The organism is Streptomyces sp. NPDC004051 (assembly GCF_053604275.1).
In genome coordinates, this window is the sequence record NZ_JBSGHG010000008.1 from 78,280 (window position 1) to 96,307 (window position 18,028).

Sequence of the window (18,028 nt, forward strand, 5' to 3'; positions counted from 1 at the left end):
AGGGGAGCGCCGAACGCCACGGGCGGCTCAGGCGCTGCGCGTGGCCACCATTCCGAGGGTGATCAGTCCCAGGACGACCCAGCCGAACCACAGCCATCCGTTGCTGCCGAGCGCCACCGTGTAGGCCGTCACGGCCACGAGGCCGCCGACGGTGAGCACTCCCATGGTCTTCGTCGAGTTCGAACCGTTGTGGGAACCGGGCATCGCGACACCCTCCTCATGGTCCTGGTGTTCGGTTTCCCTCCATGGTGCCCCGGTTCTGCCGTTACGGTGCCGGTATGAGCAGCAGTCCCGCACCGTTCGACGAGCTCGACCGCAAGATCGTCACCGCTCTGATGGCGAACGCCCGGTCGTCCTTCGCCGAGATCGGCACGGCCGTCGGACTGTCGTCCACGGCGGTCAAGCGCCGGGTGGACCGGCTCCGCGAGACGGGGGTGATCACCGGTTTCACCGCGACGGTGCGGCCGTCGGCGCTGGGGTGGCGCACGGAGGCGTACGTCGAGGTGTACTGCGAGGGGGCGGCGCCGCCCCGGCGGCTGGCGGAGGTGGTGCGCAACCACCCGGAGATCGCCGCGGCGATGACGGTGACCGGTGGCGCGGACGCCCTGCTGCATCTGCGGGCGCGGGACGTGGACCACTTCGAGGAGGTGCTGGAGCGGATCCGTGCGGAGCCGTTCATCCGGAAGACGATCAGTGTGATGGTGCTGTCCCATCTGATCCCGGAGAGTCCGGAGGCGGGGGCGAGCCAGCCGGCCCCCCGGGAACCGGGGTAACACGCAGCGGACGTGCGTCGGGCAGCGGGAACACGCAGTATTCCTGCGTGAACACGCAACTCTCCTTCCTTGTCGCGCGCCCCGGTCGCTTCCTACCGTGGACTCACCCCTGATGACACCGCGTGGAAGCGGAGGAACCCCTCTGTGACCGTTCCCCGTGTGCCGTCCCCACGGCGCTATCTCGTCTGCGACCCCGTGCACTTCGCCGTGCGGTACGCGATCAACCCCTGGATGCGTCCCGATCGTCCCGTCGACCTCCTCCTGGCCCAGCGGCAGTGGCGGACGCTGGTCGACGTCTACCGCGCGCACGGTCACACCGTGGAGACCGTGCGGCCCGTGCCCGGACTGCCCGACATGGTGTTCGCCGCGAACGCGGCGGTCGTCGTCGGGGGCCGCGTCCTCGGCTCCCTGTTCCTGGCACCCGAGCGGCGCCCCGAGTCCGTGCCGTACGAGAGCTGGTTCAAGGCGGAGGGCTTCGACGTCCACCGTCCCGAGTCGGTGTGCGAGGGCGAGGGCGACCTGGTTCCCGCCGGGCGCTGGATCCTCGCCGGCACCGGGTTCCGCACCACCCGTGAGGCGCATCGGGAGGCACAGGAGTTCTTCGGCGTGCCCGTGATCAGCCTGACGCTGGTGGATCCGTACTTCTACCACCTGGACACGGCCCTGTTCACCCTGGACGAGGAGAACATCGCGTACTACCCGGAGGCGTTCTCACCGGGGAGCCGCGAGGTGCTGGCCCGGCTGTATCCGGACGCGGTGACCGCGACCCGCGAGGACGCGACGGCGTTCGGCCTGAACTCCGTCTCCGACGGGCGCCACGTGTTCATCTCCCCCGAAGCCACAAGCCTCGCCGCCCGGCTCGCCGACCGCGGCTACGTCCCCGTCCCCGTCGGCCTGTCCGAGTTCCACAAGGCAGGCGGCGGGATCAAGTGCTGCACCCAGGAGATCCGCTCATGACCTCTGCCGTCCGTACCCGTTCGTCCGCCGAGCTGATCGGTGCGGAGGAGTCGGTCCTCGCACACAACTACCATCCGCTGCCCGTGGTCGTCGCGAGCGCCCGGGGCGTGTGGGTGGAGGACGTGGAGGGCCGCCGCTACCTCGACATGCTGGCCGGCTACTCGGCGCTCAACTTCGGCCACCGGCATCCCGCGCTGATCGAGGCGGCGCACCGTCAGCTGGACCGGCTCACGCTCACCTCGCGCGCCTTCCACAACGACCGGCTCGCCGAATTCGCGGAGCGGCTGGCGGCGCTGACCGGGCTCGACATGGTGCTGCCCATGAACACCGGCGCGGAGGCGGTCGAGAGCGCGGTGAAGGTGGCCCGCAAGTGGGCCTACGACGTGAAGGGCGTCCCGGCCGACCGGGCGACGATCGTGGTCGCGGCGGACAACTTCCACGGCCGGACGACGACCATCGTCGGTTTCTCCACGGACGAGACCGCACGCGCCGGTTTCGGGCCCTTCACGCCCGGCTTCCGGATCGTGCCGTACAACGACCTGCCGGCCTTGGAGGCGGCGGTCGACGAGACGACGGCCGCGGTGCTGATCGAGCCGATCCAGGGCGAGGCAGGAGTGAACATCCCCGACGACGGCTATCTGGCGGGCGTGCGGGAGCTGACGCGCCGCGCGGGGTGCCTGTTCGTCGCGGACGAGATCCAGTCGGGACTGGGACGCACGGGCCGCACGCTGGCCGTGGACCACGAGTCGGTCGTCCCGGACATGGTGCTGCTCGGCAAGGCGCTGGGCGGCGGCATCGTCCCGGTGTCGGCCGTGGTGGCCCGGCGGGAGGTGCTCGGGGTGCTGCACCCCGGGGAGCACGGGTCGACCTTCGGCGGCAATCCGCTGGCCGCGGCCGTCGGCACGGCGGTGGTGGAGCTGCTGGAGACGGGCGAGTTCCAGCGCCGGGCGGCGGAACTGGGCGTGGTGCTGCGCGGCGGGTTGCAAGCCCTGGTCGGCAGGGGCGTCGTCGGCTTCCGCTCGCGCGGACTGTGGGCGGGCGTCGACGTGGACCCCGTGCTGGGCACCGGCCGGGAGGTGAGCGAGCGGCTGATGCGGGAGGGGATCCTGGTCAAGGACACCCACGGGTCCACCATCCGGCTGGCCCCGCCGCTCACCGTCCGGGGCGAGGAGCTCCAGGAGGCCCTGGAGACGCTGGGGAAGGTGCTGGGCCAGGGCGGCTGACCCGCCGGGGCCCCGGCCGCCAACCCGTTCCCGCCCGCCTGACCTGCGTGGCAGCCGTCCGGAGGGCGGGGAACAGGGGTCTCCGGCCGGCGTCCGGGAAGCCCCCTGCCCGGTTCCCGGGTGAAGATGGGAACAAGAGGTGGTAGACCACTCTCAGCGACAGAGAGGTCGGCCGTGGGCGGACACGAGCACGGACACGAGGAGCCGGACGTTGCCCGGCAGGGGTTCGACGTCGCCGACGCCGCTCCCCTGCTGCTCGATCCGCAGGGCGTCGTGACGAACTGGACCGGTCCGGCCGAGCGGCTGCTGGGGTATCCGGCGGTCGAGGCGGTGGGCAGGAAGCTGGCCGAGCTGCTCACCGCCGAGGACGCCGAGCGGGTTCCGGACCTGGTCGGGCGCTGCCGGGCGGACGAGGGCTGGGCGGGCCCGATGACGGCCCGGCACCGGGACGGGCGGCCGGTCCCCGTCATGGTCCGGCTCATGCGGACCGTGGAACCGCGGGGCCGCTCGTCCCTGCTGGCGCTGCTGTCGGAGCTGGCCGGTCCCGTCGGCCGGGACATGAGCCGCTCCGCCGGCTGGGACCTGAGCCCCGCGGTGCTCGAGCAGATGGTCACCGGAGCGTCGATCGGGCTCGCGATCGTGGACACGGAACTGCGGTACGTGTGGTCGAACCCCGCCCTGGAGCAGTTCGGCGGCGGCCCGGCCCGGCAGCGGCTGGGCCTGCGGTTCGCCGACGTCCAGCCCGGCCTGGACGCCGAGTCCGTCGAGGCTCAGATGCGCCACGTGCTGGAGACCGGCGAGCCGGTGGTCGGCCACGAGTACGTCGGCCAGGTCCGTTCGGCGCCGCTGCGCGAGACGGCGCACATGCTGTCGTTCACCCGGCTCGACGACGAGCGGGGCCGCCCGATGGGCGTCTACTACAGCGTCGTGGACATCACCGAGCGCCACCGTGCCCGGCAGCGGCTCGCCCTGCTCGACCGGGCCGGCGAACGCATCGGCCGCACGCTGGACGTCATGCGCACCGCCCAGGAGCTGGCGGACGTCGCCGTCCCGGAACTCGCGGACCTCGCGGTCGTGGACCTGCTGGAGACGGTGGTGCGGGGCGCCGAGCTGCCGCCCGGACCCCTCACGGAGACGGACAGGGTGCCGCTGCGCCGCGCGGGCCACCGGTCGCTCTACGAGGACCTGCCGCGGAAGGTCCGGGAGACGGACTCGGTGACGAACTTCCTGGCCGGTTCACCGCCGGTCCACTGTCTGGCCACGGGCCTGTCCTGGCGTCAGGAGCAGCTCGACCCGCTCGCCACGGAGTGGATCGACGGCGCGCCGGACGGCCGGAAGGCCACCTTCCTCGAGCTCGGTCTGCAGAGCGCGATGGTCGTGCCGATCCGCGCCCGGGGCATCACCCTGGGCGTCACCGGTTTCTTCCGGCGCCGCCCGGAGCTCTTCAGCGAGGAGGACCTGGCCCTGGCCGAGGACCTCGTCTCCCGCGCCGCCGTCTGCGTGGACAACGCCCGGCGCTACGCCAGGGAGCGCGACGCGGCGCTCGTACTGCAGCGCAGCCTGCTGCCCCGTCGGCTGGTGGAGCTGGACGCCGTCGAGGCGTCGGCCTGTTACCGGCCGTCCGACGAACTGACCGGTCTGGGCGGCGACTGGTACGACATGATCCCGCTCTCGGGTGCCCGCGTCGCCCTCGTCGTCGGGGAGGTCCCCGGGCACGGCATCGCCGCCGCCGCGGCGATGGGCCGGCTGCGTACCGCCGTACGGACCCTGGCCGCGCAGGACCTGCCGCCCGCGGAGGTGCTCGCGCACCTCGACGACCTGGTGTCGCGGTCGGCGCGGGAGGAGGGCACCGATCCGGACGAGCCGGAGGGGAACTACGGCCAGGCCGTGGGCTCCGGCTGCCTGTACGTCGTCTACGACCCGGTGGACGGCCGGTGCGCGATGGCCTCCGCGGGCCATCCCCCGCCCGCCCTGGTGGCGCTCGACGGCACGGTCGGCTTCGTCGATCTGCGGTCGGGGCCCCTGCTCGGCGTGGGCGGCCCGCCGTTCGAGGCGAGGGAACTGTCCCTGACCGAGGGCAGCATCCTCGCCCTGTACACCGACGGTCTGCTGACCGACACGGAGACCGGTTCGACCGCGGGCGGCCAGGACCGGCTGCGACAGGCGCTGCAGGGGGTCGAGCCCTCGCTGGAAACGCGGTGCCGGGCCGTGGTGGACGCCCTGGTGCCGGTCCGCCCGTACGACGACGTGGCACTGCTTATGGCCCGTGCCCGGCTCCTGGACTCCGACCAGGTGGCAGTCTGGGACCTGCCGTCGGATCCGGCCGTGGTGGCCGAGGCCCGCAGGACGGCCACCCGGCAGCTCGCCCACTGGGGGCTGGACGAGCTGGTCTTCACCACGGAGCTGATCGTCAGCGAACTGGTCACCAACGCCATCCGGCACGCCGTCGGCCCCGTCCGCCTCCGGCTGCTCCGGGAGCACGCGCTGGTCTGCGAGGTGTTCGACGGCGGCGCCACCACCCCGCACCTGCGTCATCCCCGCGCCATGGACGAGGGCGGACGCGGGCTGCTGCTGGTCTCGCAGCTCGCCCAGCGGTGGGGCACCCGTTTCGTTCCCGACGGGAAGGTCATCTGGGCCGAGCAGTCGCTGACCGGGCCGGACGAGCTCCCTCTCGAGATGCTCTTCCCTTCGGAATGACGCTCCGGTCAGGGCGCCGCCTCCACCGGAAGGGCGTCTCCGGCACGCATTCCTCCCGGAACTCTCCCCCACCGCGCCCGATCCACCCGCATCACGAAAAACCCACGTCGTTCCGGCGTCGAGGTGGTGGTCACGGCACGGACGGCGATCGCCCCGGAGCGGCGCCGTGTCGCCGTCGGGCACGACGCCCTCGTCGAAGCCGCCGCTGTCGCATGCTGTCTCCATGGGACTGTCCGCCGGGGATCCGGCCTGTGCCTTCTGCGGCATCGTCTCCGGCCGGGTGCCGGCCAGCCGCGTGTACGAGGACGAGCTGGTCCTGTCCTTCATGGACATCCACCCGGCTGCGCCCGGAGACCTCCTCGTCGTCCCCAAGACGCACGCGGCAGGTCTGGAGGACATCGATGAGGCCCTGATGGCCCATCTGTTCCGCGTCGTCCACCTGCTGGCGCGGGCCCTGCGGAGCTCGGGGCTGCCGTGCGAGGGAGTGAACGTGTTCCTCGCCGACGGGGAGGCCGCCGATCAGACGGTCTTCCACCTCCACGTGCACGTCTTCCCCCGCACCGCGGACGACCGGTTCCGCTTGGAGGTCAGGTGGCAGGAGCGGTCCCGTGCCGCCCTCGACCACGACGCCGCCCTGATCAGGGCGCGCCTGAACCGCGGCGGAGACCGCCGTGGAACTCCCCGGGACGTGCCGGGCGGGTAGGCGCTCCGGTTCACCGCGACGAGTGCTGGTCGGCGGCCCCTCGCTGGAAGGTGGCGTACAGCAGCCACAGCGACGGGACGAGCACCACCGCTCCCACGCCCAGCGCCCCGAGGACCGCCGACAGCACGGAGGCGCTCGCCGCGGCCTCGGTCACCGTCGTGCTGCCGACCAGCAGGGCCGGGTACTGGGCTGCGCCCCACGCCCACAGGATGGCGGCGACCGCCAGGGCCGCGGCTGCGCGGGCGGCCACGAAGCGCTGCCGGACCAGCAGGCCGAGGCCGGTCAGACCGGCCACCGCGCTGATGATCACCAGTGGCAGTGCCCGGTGGGTCAGTCCGTGGAACAACTCGGGGGCGTCCGCGTTCAGCACCGCGATGCCCGCGAGGGCCACGACGCCCGACACCAGGCCGCTGACCACCGCGTCGCGGGTGAAGGCCGCGGCGAGCTCCGGTCGTCCCTCCCGGTGCGCGTCGGCGCACAGGTACACCGCCGCCAGGTGCGCACAGGCCGCCACGGCCAGCAGCCCGCCCAGCAGCGACGTCGGATTGAGCCAGCTGGTGACCACGTCGCCTTCGGCGAGCCCCGGCGGAACGCGGCCGGAGGCGACACCGCCCGCCACCGTGCCGAGGAAGAACGGCGTCAGCAGCGACGACAGCGCGAAGCACGCGCCGAACAGCCGCTGCTGCCACAGTTCGGTGCTCGCCTTGCGGAAGGCGAAGGCGGCGCCCCGGGCGATGATGCCCAACGCGGCGAGGGTGAGCGGGATGTACAGGGTGGACATCACCGCGGCGAACACCGGCGAGAAGGCCGACCACAGCATCACGACCACGAAGATCAGCCACACGTGGTTGGCCTCCCAGACCGGCCCGATGCTGTGCTCGATGAGCCCGCGCCGGGCCCGGCCGCGCTCGGCGCCGCCGGCCAGCAGGTCCCAGACTCCGGCGCCGAAGTCGGCCCCTCCGAACAGGGCGTAGCAGGTCAGGCCCACCCACATCACGGCGAGCGCCGCATCCGCGAGCACAGTCACCTCCAGGGGGTCGTACAACGGGCTGCGGGAGAGTCACACGACGGGATACCCGGTGACATCCTCCTCCTGCGGTGCGCGCGGCACCGGGGTGCCCCGGGCGAGGCGGCGCAGGACGTAGACGGTCGCGACGGTCATGGCGGCGTACACCACAAGCACCAGCCACAGTCCGGTCATCAGGCCGGGAGCGGGGTTGACGGCGTCGCGCACGCTCATCAGGCCCCACACGATCCAAGGCTGACGGCCCAGCTCCGTGACGGTCCAGCCGCATTCGAGGGCCACCACCGCGGCCGGGCCGCCGACCGCGGCCAGCGCCAGGAAGAGGCGGGGGGTGGACAGCTCGCCGCCGGTGCGGCGACGGCGCCACCACGCCCACAGCAGCCACACGCCGAGGGCGAGCAGGAAGAAGCCGGCGGCGACCATCAGGTCGAACGCCCAGTGCACACCGGTGACCGGCGGATGCTGGGCGGGCGGCACACGGTCGAGGCCCTTGACGACAGTGTCGGGACGGTAACCGATCAGCAGCGACAGCCCGTTGGGGATCTCCAGGCCGTACTTCAGCCCGTTGTCACCCGCGACGCCGCCGATCGTCAGCGGTACGTGCGAACCGGTGCGGTAGACGCCTTCGGCGGCCGCGAGCTTGGTCGGCTGGTAGTCGGCCAGGAAGCGTGCCGCCCAGTCGCCCACGACGATCTGGAACGGTGTCACGATCGCGCCCAGCGTGAAGGGGATGAAGAACCCCGCCCGGTGGTAGGTGTCGCGGCGCCCGCGCAGCATGGCCACGGCGTACACGGAGGCGGTCAGGAACGACGCGACCATGAAGGCGGCCAGGATCATGTGCACGGTCTGCGGCGGGCTGGCCGGGTTGAGCATCGCCGCCCACGGATCGACGTCGACCACCTTGCCCTCGCGCAGGGTGAAACCGCGCGGCTGGTTCATCCAGGCGTTCGCGCACACGACGAAGAACGCCGACGCGGTGCCCGCGATCACGATGGGGAGGCCGGTCAGCAGATGGCGGCGGGGTGGCAGCCGGTCCCACGCGTACAGGTAGATGCCCAGGAAGATCGCCTCCACGAAGAAGGCGATGCCCTCCAGCGCGAAGGGCAGCCCGATCACCTGACCGAACCTTCCCATCAGGCCGGGCCACAGCAGTCCCATCTCGAAGCTGAGGATCGTGCCGGACACGGCGCCCACGGCGAACAGCACCCCCATGGCACGCGCCCACCGGCGGGCCAGCAAGCGGTACGCCGGGTTGCCGGTGCGGATGCCGTACCACTCGGCGAGCAGCGTCAGCGCCGGGAGCCCGACACCCAGGCAGGCCAGGACGATGTGCCAGGCGAGGGAGAAACCCATCTGCGCCCGCGCCGCCGCCAGATCGCCCTCCGACACCCGGTCGGCCGCGTATCCGATGAGCACCCACGGGCCGGTGAGCAGAGTGTGGGTCATGGAACCCGTCAGTACCCAGATCGGACGGTCGAAACCGGTATCCGGCGAAACAGTGAACCGACGGTGCGAAAGGCAGGTCGGGGCGTGGTGAGGGGCCTCGGCGAGAAGACCGGGCAGGCCGTCACCGGTCGGCCAGGCCAAAAGGGTACGGACTGATCGTCTCGGCGGCGATCCGCCCCGCGGCACGCTCGGCCGAGACATGTGCGGCCTCGGCGAAGAGAGCCTCCCGCGACAGCACGGCCCGCTCCGGCTCCAGGGGTGAAGCGGGTGGTCGTCTGGAGGCGGTGTTCGTCGGCGGTCATCAGGTGTCGTCGCGGCCGGAAGTGGGAGAGGATGCCGCTGAAGGCTGCGAGGGACCGCTGGGCCGCTCCCGGGGAGTGGGAAGCCGGTCACCTGGATGGTGCGGATCTCCTCCTGGCCGCCCCCACGGCGGGGCGGGAGGAGACCGTGGCCCTGGGCACCGGTCGCCCGGGCAGGTGAAAGCGATGACCGCGGGGCCGCCGACGGCGTCCTGCGCTCTCTGTCGCGGCACTCGGCCTTCCATGACCGGGCCCCTGGGTCCGCCCCGCGGCCGATCACAGCACGTAAGGAGCAGCAGCTATGCGCGGTGTCGTGATGCGCGCCCCCGGGGATGTCCGGGTGGAGCAGCGCGAGGACCCGGGGATCGTCTCGCCGACGGACGCGGTGATCCGTCTGTCGGCGACCTGTGTGTGCGGGTCGGACCTGTGGCCCTACCGGGGGATCGAGCCCGTCCGGGGCCCGGCCCCGATGGGCCACGAGTACGTGGGCGTCGTGGAGGAGGTCGGCGGCGAGGTGACGAACATCAGGCCCGGCCAGTTCGTGGTCGGCTCGTTCTTCGCCTCCGACAACACCTGCGAGATCTGCCGGGCCGGCTACCAGTCCTCCTGCGTCCACCGCGAGCCCATGGGCGCGCTCGGCGCCCAGGCGGAGCGGCTGCGCGTCCCGCTCGCCGACGGCACCCTGGTCGCCACACCCGAGATCCCCGACGACGACCTGGTCCCCGGCCTCCTGGCCGCCTCCGACGTGCTAGGCACCGGCTGGTTCGGTGCGGTGGCCGCCCAGGCCGGTCCCGGCAAGACGGTCGCGGTCGTCGGCGACGGCGCGGTCGGCCTGCTCGCGGTACTGGCCGCCCGGCAGCTCGGCGCGGAGCGGATCATCGCCATGAGCCGCCACGCGCCGCGCCAGGAGCTCGCCCTGGAGTACGGCGCCACCGACATCGTCACCGAACGCGGCGACGACGGCGTGGCGAGGATCAAGGAGCTGACCGGCGGGCTGGGCGCGCACTCGGTCATCGAGGCGGTCGGCACCCAGCAGTCGATGGAGCAGGCCATCGGTTCCACCCGTCCCGGCGGGCACGTCGGCTACGTGGGCGTCTCCCACGACGTGACACTGGACGGTCAGGAGTTGTTCTTCTCCCACGTGCACCTGCACGGTGGCCCGGCCCCGGTGCGGCAGTACCTGCCCGAGCTGATCGGCCTGGTCTGGAACCGCCGGATCGATCCCGGCAAGGTCTTCGACCTCGCCCTCCCCCTCGACCAGGCCGCCGAGGCCTACCGCGCCATGGACGAACGCCGCGCCATCAAGACCCTGCTGCACGTGTGACCCCGCTGCCGGTCCGCTTGCCCGCACCCCTCCCCGCCGGCCTCCTGGGCAAGCCCGAGGAAATCGCCTCCCCTGCTGTGGCTCTCCTCCGAAGAGGCCGCCTTCAGCACCGGAACCTCCCCTGGCCGTCAACGGTGGACAAGGCACTTGAAACAGCCCACCCCCGCTCATCCCTTCTCGACTGCGGCCGGTCAGGAACCCCTCGGTACCACCGCGACCGGGTGGTCCATGAACGGCCGACCGGGCAAGCGTCGCCCACCGGCCCGGCAGCCCCGACCGTCTGAGAGGGATCGTGGAATCCGTTGCACAGCAGGCCACCGTCAAGGCCCCGGCCGACCCGCTCACCGGCGACGTCCTGTTCGAGGACGTTCGGATGTGTCGTTGTGCACCGGTGCGACGGCCGGCACGACGGCACACGGCGAAGACGGGCGAAGGCGCCTGACCGGCGACCATGCGGATCGAGCGCCCTTCGCAGGATCATGGGACCGAACGGCGCGTCAGAGGGCCTCTGCTTGAGATTGCCGCGGGTGTGAGCGGCGGGCTCGGGCGGAGCGGACGGCGAGGACGAGGCGGACCTGGGCCCGTGGCCCGCGGCCGTACGCCTCACCGCGGTGATGGAAGGGCTCGCGATGCAGGTCCACCGCGAGCCCGCCGGCGTGAACGGGGTGCCCGCCGCCGAGCTCGTCGCACCGGTCCTCGAAGCCGAGCTCGCCGCCGTCTTCACCGGCGAGTGTCGCCAGTACCACAAGGAGACCCGCGGAGTGCGACCGGCCGAGCCATCGGGAGAACAGCTCCTGCGGTGACCGGCACGCCGGTGGCGACTGCGAGCAGAAGCACGCCCAGCACTCGGTCGGGCTTCTGTATTCGTCCCGGTCAACGGCCCTGCGGTGGGGGGTACAGCGGGGCTCGGCGCAGGTGGGACGGCCCGGGGCCGGCCAACGGGTGCCCGCACCACACGCCATGACAGCGCCGGAGACGTGCCTGGTGGCGACGCCGCCATCTGCGGAAGTCCGGTCGGAGCACTGGCTGGACGTCTTCACGGCGGACGCGCGGCCATCAGAACTTCGACACGAGATCGACCTGTCGTGCGCGCCACTGCAGACGCCGTCGGCGCCTCATGACTGACGAGATGTCAGTAAAGTCGACGAAGGGTCGACCCGGGCCCGGTCGAACGCGGTGGCAGATGACTGCGGATGCGCGTGGGCCGACACCCTGGATCATAGACTCGACCTGCGAGAACCCCGATCCGAAGCGGACCTGGTGAAGCGAGGAACGAGCCGTGTTCTACTACTTTCTCAAGTACGTGCTGCTGGGTCCGCTGCTGCGACTGGTCTTCCGGCCTCGAATAGAGGGCCTGGAGCATGTGCCGTCGTCCGGGGCCGCCATCGTCGCCGGCAACCACCTGTCCTTCTCGGACCACTTCCTGATGCCCGCGATACTCAAACGGCGCATCACCTTCCTCGCCAAGGCCGAGTACTTCACCGGCCCCGGCGTCAAGGGCCGGCTGACGGCGTTCTTCTTCCGCAGCGCGGGGCAGATCCCGGTCGACCGCTCCGGCAAGGACGCCGGGCAGGCCGCGATCCGGGAGGGCCTCAAAGTGCTGGGCGAGGGGGAACTGCTCGGCATCTACCCGGAGGGCACCCGGTCGCACGACGGGCGTCTCTACAAGGGCAAGGTCGGGGTCGCGGTGATGGCCCTCAAGGCCGGCGTCCCGGTGATCCCCTGCGCGATGATCGGCACCTTCGAGGCGCAGCCGCCCGGGAAGGTCGTCCCCCGCATCCGTCCGGTGGTGATCCGCTTCGGCAGGCCCCTCGACTTCTCGCGCTACGCCGGCCTGGAGGGCGAGAAGGCGATACTGCGCGCCGTCACCGACGAGATCATGTACACCATCCTGAGCCTGTCCGAGCAGGAGTACGTCGACCAGTACGCGGCCGTCGCCAAGGCGGAGGACGCCGAGCGCAAGGCGGCGGAGAAGCGCCGGCTCCCGCGGATGCCGCTGAGCTGACCGGCCCCACCCGAACGCACGATCGTGTGCCCCCGCCGCAGCGGCGGGGGCACACGATCGTGCGTTCGGGGCCCTCTCGGCGCCTTACGAGGTGGCCGTCCCGCGGTGTTCCGCGGCGATGCCGAAGCGCTGCTGTTCGCGCGGAGCGGACGCCGCCTCGCGGATGCCGGAAACCGTGCTGACCACCTGGTCCCCGGCGGGCTCCCGTCGCGCGTCGAGCTCCTGGAGTTCCTCGAGTCGTCGCAGGTCATCGGCGGAGACGAGGGCGACGAGAGGCTTTCCGTGCCGGGTCACGACGACACGCTCACCGCCGTACACCACGCGGTTGATCAGGTCGGCGAGCTCAGCCCTGGCTTGCGTCACCGGAATCTCGTAGGCCATACCCCCATCATAACGTCACGTACGTCCTGTACATTTCTTACAGACAACCGTCGTGAGGAGGGGCCCGCATGACCCGACCGTCCGCCCGCCACGTCCTGCCCGAGTTCACCGAACACACGGTGTCCGGGCGCCGGAGCACGGATCCGTACTCGAAGCTCCTGGAGGAGCGGATCGTCCTCCTCGGGACACCGATCGACGAGGCCTCCGCGAACGACGTGATCGCCCAGCTCATGTACCTGGAGCACCGGGACCCCGACCGGGACATCTCCCTCTACCTCAACTCGCCCGGCGGCTCCTTCCACGCCATGTCGGCGATCCACGACACCCTGCGCTACGTCGCCTGCGAGGTGGAGACGGTCTGCCTGGGGCAGGCGGCCGGGACGGCCGCGCTGCTGCTGGCCGCCGGGACACCGGGCAAGCGGTACGTACTGCCCGGGGCGCGGCTGGTACTGCGTCAGCCCGTGCTGACGGAGCCGGTGGAGGGCCGGGCGGGCGACCTGGCCGTTCGGGCCGAGGAGCTGACACGTGTGCGGGCCCGGCTCGAGGAGATGCTGGTCCGGCACACCCGTCGCACCCCGGAGCAGGCGCGGTCGGACATCGAGCGGGACACGGTCCTCGACGCCCGGGCGGCGGTGGACTACGGCCTCGCGGACCGGATCGTGACCCGCCGCGAGGGCCTCCAGTCCGCTCCCGGCACGAGGTGAGTCGTCGATGCTGCCACCCGAGCTGCCGCCGCTGCCCGCGCTGACCCGCGCCGAGGCCGAGCTGATCGACCGTTACCTCGAGGCCGTCGACCTGCTCGGCCGGATCAATCCGGCCCGCGACGGCGACACCTACCGGGGGCTGCGTGCCGCGCAGGCCCTGGTCGGCAAGGCCGTCGCCCTGCGCGACGCGCTGGCCCTGATGCACAGGCGCGGCGAGACCGAACTGCACACCGCCACCCTGGCCCGCGCGTTGCGGGTGCTGGACGGCGAGCGACGCACGGCCCGCGTCATCCTGCCGCCGGGCTCCGGCAGTTGACGCCCCTACCGGCCCGGTCGGGGCGCGCGCCGGTGACATGTCCGCACCGAAGTTGAAACGGACCAAAAGGCTTACCCCCAAGCGGCGTAGATGCACGACTTCTTTTCGGGCCTCCAAGGTTGCGCACCGCGCCCGCCTCCTTTCGGAATTGAGCGTTCCGATGCTGGTCCGGGGCTCCTCGGTGCTCTGGACGGAAGCCCGGACGCAGCACTGTCCACCCGAACGGATGAGTGGTGAGTAACAACACAAACCCCCGGCTCCGGTGGGATTTCGGGCCGACCATTGCCAAGATCGCTCACTGACGACAAGCCCCCGCCGCCGCGGCGGGGCGATCCGGGCGGACGCCGAGTCCTGCCGCCGCCCGGATGACCGGTCGACAGGAGTGGATCGGCAGGAGTGGAGGACCCGAGCACGACGGGTCGCCGGAGCGGGGGTTCCCGTTCCGAGCAGCCCTTGGGGTGAAGCCGCACATGTGCGGCCGGGCAACTTCGCCAGCCCGAATCCGACAGGTCATCCTTCACAGGCGGCTGACGAAGGGTTGCGCATGTCCGCGCTCAATCGTGTCCCGTCTCTCATGGCCCGGGCCGGCACGGCCTCGGCCCTCACCCTCGCCGCCGTGGGCGGCTCACTCGTGGTTCCCGGTGCCGCCTCGGAGGCGGCGGCCGCGAGCACGGCCACCAAGGCCCTCCAGGTCGCGGCGTCCAAGAAGGGCTCGCCCTACCGGTGGGGCGCCACCGGGCCGTCGCGCTTCGACTGCTCCGGCCTGACCCTCTACTCGTTCAAGAAGGCGGGCAAGCAACTGCCGCGTACCGCCGCCCAGCAGTACAACAAGACACGCAAGGTCTCGGCCTCCAACCGCAAGGCGGGCGACCTGGTGTTCTTCCACTCGGGCCAGAACGTCTACCACGTCGGCATCTACGCGGGGCAGAACAAGATCTGGCACGCCCCGAAGACCGGGGACGTGGTACGTCTGCAGAAGATCTGGACCCGCAGCGTCTGGTACGGCCGGGTCAAGTGATCCGCGGGGGCGGCGGCACCCCCCTGTCGCCGCCCCCGCCACTCCGTCGGACGGTCACCGACGCTGCCGGGGCGCGCTGTTCCCCCGGGGCCCCTACGGCTCCTGCCGTCCCGCCGCCGTGACCTGTTCGGCCGGGACGGTCCACGGGAGCACGACGGAGACGGTCTTGCCGCCCTCCCTGGTGGGGCGGACCCTCATCCTGCCGCCGCGCTCCGCGGTCAGCCAGCGGATGATGACCAGCCCCCGGCCGTTGTCCTGCTGGACCGCGGCGGGGAGCCGCTTGGGGAACCTCGGGTGGCTGTCGGTGACCCCGATGCGCAACCGCTCGTCGCGGTCGAGGGCGATGTCCACCGTGAACGTGGGTGACTGCCCGAGGGTGTGCTGCACGGCGTTGGTGGCCAGTTCGGACACGATCAGCCGCACGGTGTCGGACACGTCCGTGTCCGCCGGCATGCCCCACTCCGCCAGCGTGTCCATCACATGGGCGCGCGCGGCGGAGACCGAGGCCGGATCGCTCGGCAGAGTGATGGATGCTTCCAGATGGTCTGCCATGGCGACGTCGTCCCTTTCCCACGGGTCCACGGTCCGGCACGGAGCGGCTGATTCGAGTACGGTCCCGCACTGGTGCTTCGTCGCCAGACTGCCATCCCCACAGGGTGCGGGCGACGATACGGCCAAGATATGCATATATCTGTCGCTCGAATCGGTGAACTATGCGACGAGGGACCGTATATGGGCGGCTCATAGGGAGTAAGGGGGAACGATGCAGCACGGTCCCGCGGTACGCCGCCGGAAACTGGGCGCCGAACTGCGCTCGCTGCGCACCTCGGCGGGTTTCACCAGCGGTGAGGCGGCCCGCCTGGTGGGCTGGCACCAGTCGAAGGTGAGCCGGATCGAGACGGGCACGAGCGGGGTGAAACCGGCCGATGTGCGATTACTGCTCGACGCCTACGGCCTGGCGGACCGTCAGTTGCGGGAGTTGCTGCTGGTGCTGGCGGGGTCCGACGACAGCGACGGACGGCACCACTGGTGGCACGCGTACCGGGGGGTGCTGCCGCCCACCTACCGGGACTTCATCAGCCTGGAGTCCCAGGCCGGCGCGATGCGCACCCTGGAGACCACGGTGGTCCCCGGGCTGCTGCAGACACCCGAGTACGCACGGGCGGTGACCGAGGCCGCGCTGGAGGGCGCCTCGAAGGAGCGGCTGGACGCGCTGGTGGAAGTGCGGCTGGCCCGGCAGGACGTACTGCGGGCGGAGCCGCCCCTGGAGCTGGCCGCCGTCCTGGACGAGGCGGTGCTGCGCCGGGAGGTCGGCGGCCCCGGCGTGATGACCCGGCAGCTGAACCGGCTCGTGGAGGCGGCACGCCTTCCCCATGTGCGGCTCCAGATCCTGCCGTTCACGGCGGGGGCGCACATCGGCGTCACCGGCCCTTTCGTAATCTTCTCATTTTCGCGCACTTCCGATCTGGATGTTGTGGTTCTCGACCACTTGACGAGTAGCCTCTATCTCGAGCGGAAAGAAGACCTCCGGGTGTACTCGGAGGCTTTCAACGCCCTTTCGATCCACGCCCTTTCGCCCGAGGACTCGTTGGATTTCATCGCCGGGACAGCTGCCGGCGCGTAAGGAGGCACGATGCCCGTACCGCCTCGGACCCTTCCCTCCAGCACCGACCTGCACGGTGTGCGGTGGCTGCGCAGCAGCTACAGCACGGGCGCGAACAACTGCGTCGAGACGGCCCGGCCGGTCACCGGCCCGGGTGCCGGGCTGCTCGCCGTACGCGATTCCAAGGACCCGTCCGGGCCCGCGCTGCTCATCTCCCCCGGGAGCTGGACGAGGTTCGTGGCCGCGGTCCGCTGACCGGCGGCGCCGCCGGCCCGGCCACCCGTCCGGCGTTCCCGGCCGAACCGTCCGTCGCCGAGCGACCCACGGCCGTGCCCCGCCGACTCATGGCCGTGTCTCGCCGACCACCTGTACAGCGCGTTCGATCTCGGCCCCGGACAGGTCCGCGCGGGCGGTCAGTCTGAGCCGTGAGATGCCGTCGGGCACGGAAGGAGGACGGAAGCAGCCCACGGACAGGCCGGCCGCCCGGCAGTCGGCCGCCCATCGCACGGCCTGCTCCGGGGACGGGGCCCGCACGGAGACGACCGCGGCGTCGGGGCGCACCGCGTGAAGGCCCGCGGCCGTCAGCCGTCCGTGCAGTTCGCGCGCGACCTCGCCCGCCCGTGCGGCACGCTCGGGTTCCCGGCGCAGCAGCCGGAGCGCCGACAGCGCGGCACCGGCGGCCGCGGGGGCGAGGCCCGTGTCGAAGATGAACGTCCGGGCCACGTTGACGAGGTGGTCGACGACCCGTGCCGGGCCGAGCACCGCACCGCCCTGGCTGCCGAGCGACTTGGAGAGCGTGACCGTCGCGACGACGTCGTCGGCGCCGGCGAGTCCGGCCGCGTGCGGGGCGCCGCGTCCGCCGTCGCCGAGCACCCCGAGGCCGTGGGCGTCGTCGAGCACCAGTCCCGCGCCGTGTTCCCGGCAGGCCGCGGCCAGCGCGGTGAGCGGGGCGGCGTCCCCGTCGACCGAGAAGACCGTGTCGGACACCGCGACGGCCGGCCCCTCGTGCCCGTCCAGCGCCTTGCGCACGGCGTCCGGGTCGGCGTGCGCCGCGACCCGCGTCCCGCCGCGGGCCAGCCGGCAGCCGTCGATCAGCGAGGCGTGGTTGCCCGCGTCGGACACGATCAGCGAGCCGTGCGGGGCCAGCGCGGTGACGGCGGCCAGGTTGGCCGCGTAGCCGGAGGAGAGGACGAGGGCCGCCTCGAAGCCGCAGAAGTCCGCCAGTTCGCGCTCCAGCGCGGTGTGCAGTTCGGTGGTGCCGGTGACCAGCCGGGACCCGGTGGCACCGCCGCCCCAGGTCCGCGCGGCCCGTGCCGCGCCCTCGGTGACCTCCGGATGGCGGGCCAGGCCCAGGTAGTCGTTGCTCGCCAGGTCGAGCAGCGGTGCGTCGGCGGCCCGCGGGCGCAGGGTCCGGACGAGTCCGGCCCGGCGCCGCAGCTCCGCCTGTTCGCCGATCCAGCCGAACGCCATGGGTCCTCCGGGGCTTTGTAGGCACTGCGCAGACCCTAGCCCCCGAGGCAACCGCCCATGGTGTGGCAATATCCACACGTCAGTG

At 71.9% G+C, this 18,028-nt stretch carries 19 protein-coding genes, 1 pseudogene and 1 riboswitch; of the genes and pseudogenes, 13 read left to right on the plus strand and 7 right to left on the minus strand.

Annotated elements, in window-relative coordinates:
* Nucleotides 1-27: 27 nt before the first annotated feature.
* The gene (locus tag ACWEQO_RS11825; RefSeq protein ID WP_361462573.1) at nucleotides 28-204 is read right to left on the minus strand and encodes a hypothetical protein; all 177 of its coding nucleotides are present in this window, start codon (nucleotides 202-204) and stop codon (nucleotides 28-30) included.
* Nucleotides 205-278: 74 nt separating this feature from the next.
* On the opposite strand from ACWEQO_RS11825, the gene ACWEQO_RS11830 reads away from it, so the two are divergent.
* The 5 genes from ACWEQO_RS11830 (at nucleotide 279) to ACWEQO_RS11850 (ending at nucleotide 6,353) form a co-directional block, all read left to right on the plus strand.
* The gene (locus ACWEQO_RS11830; protein ID WP_452981735.1) at nucleotides 279-773 is read left to right on the plus strand and encodes an Lrp/AsnC family transcriptional regulator; all 495 of its coding nucleotides are present in this window, start codon (nucleotides 279-281) and stop codon (nucleotides 771-773) included.
* Nucleotides 774-917: 144 nt separating this feature from the next.
* A complete protein-coding gene (ddaH, locus tag ACWEQO_RS11835; RefSeq protein WP_452981738.1) occupies nucleotides 918-1,730 on the plus strand; it encodes a dimethylargininase in 813 nt (270 codons plus the stop codon).
* Nucleotides 1,727-2,953: an ornithine--oxo-acid transaminase gene (gene rocD / locus ACWEQO_RS11840; protein ID WP_452981741.1), complete on the plus strand. Its 1,227-nt coding sequence runs from the start codon at nucleotides 1,727-1,729 to the stop codon at nucleotides 2,951-2,953. The genes ddaH and rocD overlap by 4 nt, the downstream gene beginning before the upstream one ends.
* Before the next feature lie 126 nt (nucleotides 2,954-3,079).
* Nucleotides 3,080-5,650, plus strand: coding sequence for a SpoIIE family protein phosphatase (locus ACWEQO_RS11845; protein ID WP_452981945.1), 2,571 nt, complete (start codon nucleotides 3,080-3,082; stop codon nucleotides 5,648-5,650).
* A gap of 223 nt (nucleotides 5,651-5,873) precedes the next feature.
* Nucleotides 5,874-6,353 (plus strand): HIT family protein, encoded by a 480-nt coding sequence (locus ACWEQO_RS11850; RefSeq protein WP_452981744.1) that lies wholly within the window; start codon nucleotides 5,874-5,876, stop codon nucleotides 6,351-6,353.
* A gap of 10 nt (nucleotides 6,354-6,363) precedes the next feature.
* Here the strand turns inward: ACWEQO_RS11850 and ACWEQO_RS11855 are convergent, their stop codons facing one another.
* From ACWEQO_RS11855 to ACWEQO_RS11865, 3 genes and pseudogenes are all read right to left on the minus strand, one after another.
* Nucleotides 6,364-7,380 carry a cytochrome d ubiquinol oxidase subunit II gene (locus ACWEQO_RS11855; RefSeq protein ID WP_452981747.1) on the minus strand — a complete coding sequence of 339 codons (1,017 nt, stop codon included), beginning with the start codon at nucleotides 7,378-7,380 and terminating at the stop codon, nucleotides 6,364-6,366.
* A 33-nt stretch (nucleotides 7,381-7,413) separates the two neighbouring features.
* Entirely contained in the window at nucleotides 7,414-8,823 is a 1,410-nt protein-coding gene (locus ACWEQO_RS11860; RefSeq protein ID WP_452981750.1) for a cytochrome ubiquinol oxidase subunit I, read from the minus strand.
* Between the two features lie 260 nt (nucleotides 8,824-9,083).
* Nucleotides 9,084-9,200: pseudogene (locus tag ACWEQO_RS11865) on the minus strand (IS6 family transposase); the annotation flags it as partial.
* Between the two features lie 223 nt (nucleotides 9,201-9,423).
* Between ACWEQO_RS11865 and ACWEQO_RS11870 the strand changes: the two are divergent.
* The 3 genes from ACWEQO_RS11870 (at nucleotide 9,424) to ACWEQO_RS11880 (ending at nucleotide 12,451) form a co-directional block, all read left to right on the plus strand.
* Entirely contained in the window at nucleotides 9,424-10,446 is a 1,023-nt protein-coding gene (locus ACWEQO_RS11870; protein ID WP_361462586.1) for a zinc-dependent alcohol dehydrogenase family protein, read from the plus strand.
* A 629-nt stretch (nucleotides 10,447-11,075) separates the two neighbouring features.
* The gene (locus ACWEQO_RS11875; RefSeq protein ID WP_361462589.1) at nucleotides 11,076-11,249 is read left to right on the plus strand and encodes a hypothetical protein; all 174 of its coding nucleotides are present in this window, start codon (nucleotides 11,076-11,078) and stop codon (nucleotides 11,247-11,249) included.
* Nucleotides 11,250-11,725: 476 nt separating this feature from the next.
* Complete coding sequence (locus ACWEQO_RS11880; RefSeq protein ID WP_452981754.1) at nucleotides 11,726-12,451, plus strand: lysophospholipid acyltransferase family protein; 726 nt, start codon at nucleotides 11,726-11,728, stop codon at nucleotides 12,449-12,451.
* Between the two features lie 84 nt (nucleotides 12,452-12,535).
* Here the strand turns inward: ACWEQO_RS11880 and ACWEQO_RS11885 are convergent, their stop codons facing one another.
* Nucleotides 12,536-12,832: a type II toxin-antitoxin system Phd/YefM family antitoxin gene (locus ACWEQO_RS11885; RefSeq protein ID WP_361462676.1), complete on the minus strand. Its 297-nt coding sequence runs from the start codon at nucleotides 12,830-12,832 to the stop codon at nucleotides 12,536-12,538.
* 68 nt (nucleotides 12,833-12,900) lie between these two features.
* Between ACWEQO_RS11885 and ACWEQO_RS11890 the strand changes: the two genes are divergently transcribed.
* The 3 genes from ACWEQO_RS11890 to ACWEQO_RS11900 all read left to right on the plus strand — a co-directional run bounded on the left by ACWEQO_RS11890 (nucleotide 12,901) and on the right by ACWEQO_RS11900 (nucleotide 14,870).
* Nucleotides 12,901-13,536 carry an ATP-dependent Clp protease proteolytic subunit gene (locus ACWEQO_RS11890; RefSeq protein WP_452981758.1) on the plus strand — a complete coding sequence of 212 codons (636 nt, stop codon included), beginning with the start codon at nucleotides 12,901-12,903 and terminating at the stop codon, nucleotides 13,534-13,536.
* A gap of 7 nt (nucleotides 13,537-13,543) precedes the next feature.
* Entirely contained in the window at nucleotides 13,544-13,852 is a 309-nt protein-coding gene (locus ACWEQO_RS11895) for a hypothetical protein (protein ID WP_279337248.1), read from the plus strand.
* A gap of 410 nt (nucleotides 13,853-14,262) precedes the next feature.
* Nucleotides 14,263-14,393: riboswitch (cyclic di-AMP (ydaO/yuaA leader) on the plus strand.
* A gap of 3 nt (nucleotides 14,394-14,396) precedes the next feature.
* Nucleotides 14,397-14,870, plus strand: coding sequence for a C40 family peptidase (locus ACWEQO_RS11900; RefSeq protein ID WP_361462671.1), 474 nt, complete (start codon nucleotides 14,397-14,399; stop codon nucleotides 14,868-14,870).
* 93 nt (nucleotides 14,871-14,963) lie between these two features.
* Here ACWEQO_RS11900 and ACWEQO_RS11905 read toward each other — a convergent pair whose 3' ends face one another.
* The gene (locus tag ACWEQO_RS11905; protein WP_361462668.1) at nucleotides 14,964-15,422 is read right to left on the minus strand and encodes an ATP-binding protein; all 459 of its coding nucleotides are present in this window, start codon (nucleotides 15,420-15,422) and stop codon (nucleotides 14,964-14,966) included.
* A 211-nt stretch (nucleotides 15,423-15,633) separates the two neighbouring features.
* Here ACWEQO_RS11905 and ACWEQO_RS11910 point away from each other — a divergent pair, with 211 nt between their 5' ends.
* Nucleotides 15,634-16,494 carry a helix-turn-helix domain-containing protein gene (locus ACWEQO_RS11910; RefSeq protein ID WP_361462665.1) on the plus strand — a complete coding sequence of 287 codons (861 nt, stop codon included), beginning with the start codon at nucleotides 15,634-15,636 and terminating at the stop codon, nucleotides 16,492-16,494.
* Nucleotides 16,495-16,503: 9 nt separating this feature from the next.
* Entirely contained in the window at nucleotides 16,504-16,728 is a 225-nt protein-coding gene (locus tag ACWEQO_RS11915; RefSeq protein WP_361462662.1) for a DUF397 domain-containing protein, read from the plus strand.
* 87 nt (nucleotides 16,729-16,815) lie between these two features.
* Here ACWEQO_RS11915 and ACWEQO_RS11920 read toward each other — a convergent pair whose 3' ends face one another.
* A complete protein-coding gene (locus ACWEQO_RS11920; protein ID WP_361462661.1) occupies nucleotides 16,816-17,943 on the minus strand; it encodes an 8-amino-7-oxononanoate synthase in 1,128 nt (375 codons plus the stop codon).
* Between the last annotated feature and the right edge of the window lie 85 nt (nucleotides 17,944-18,028).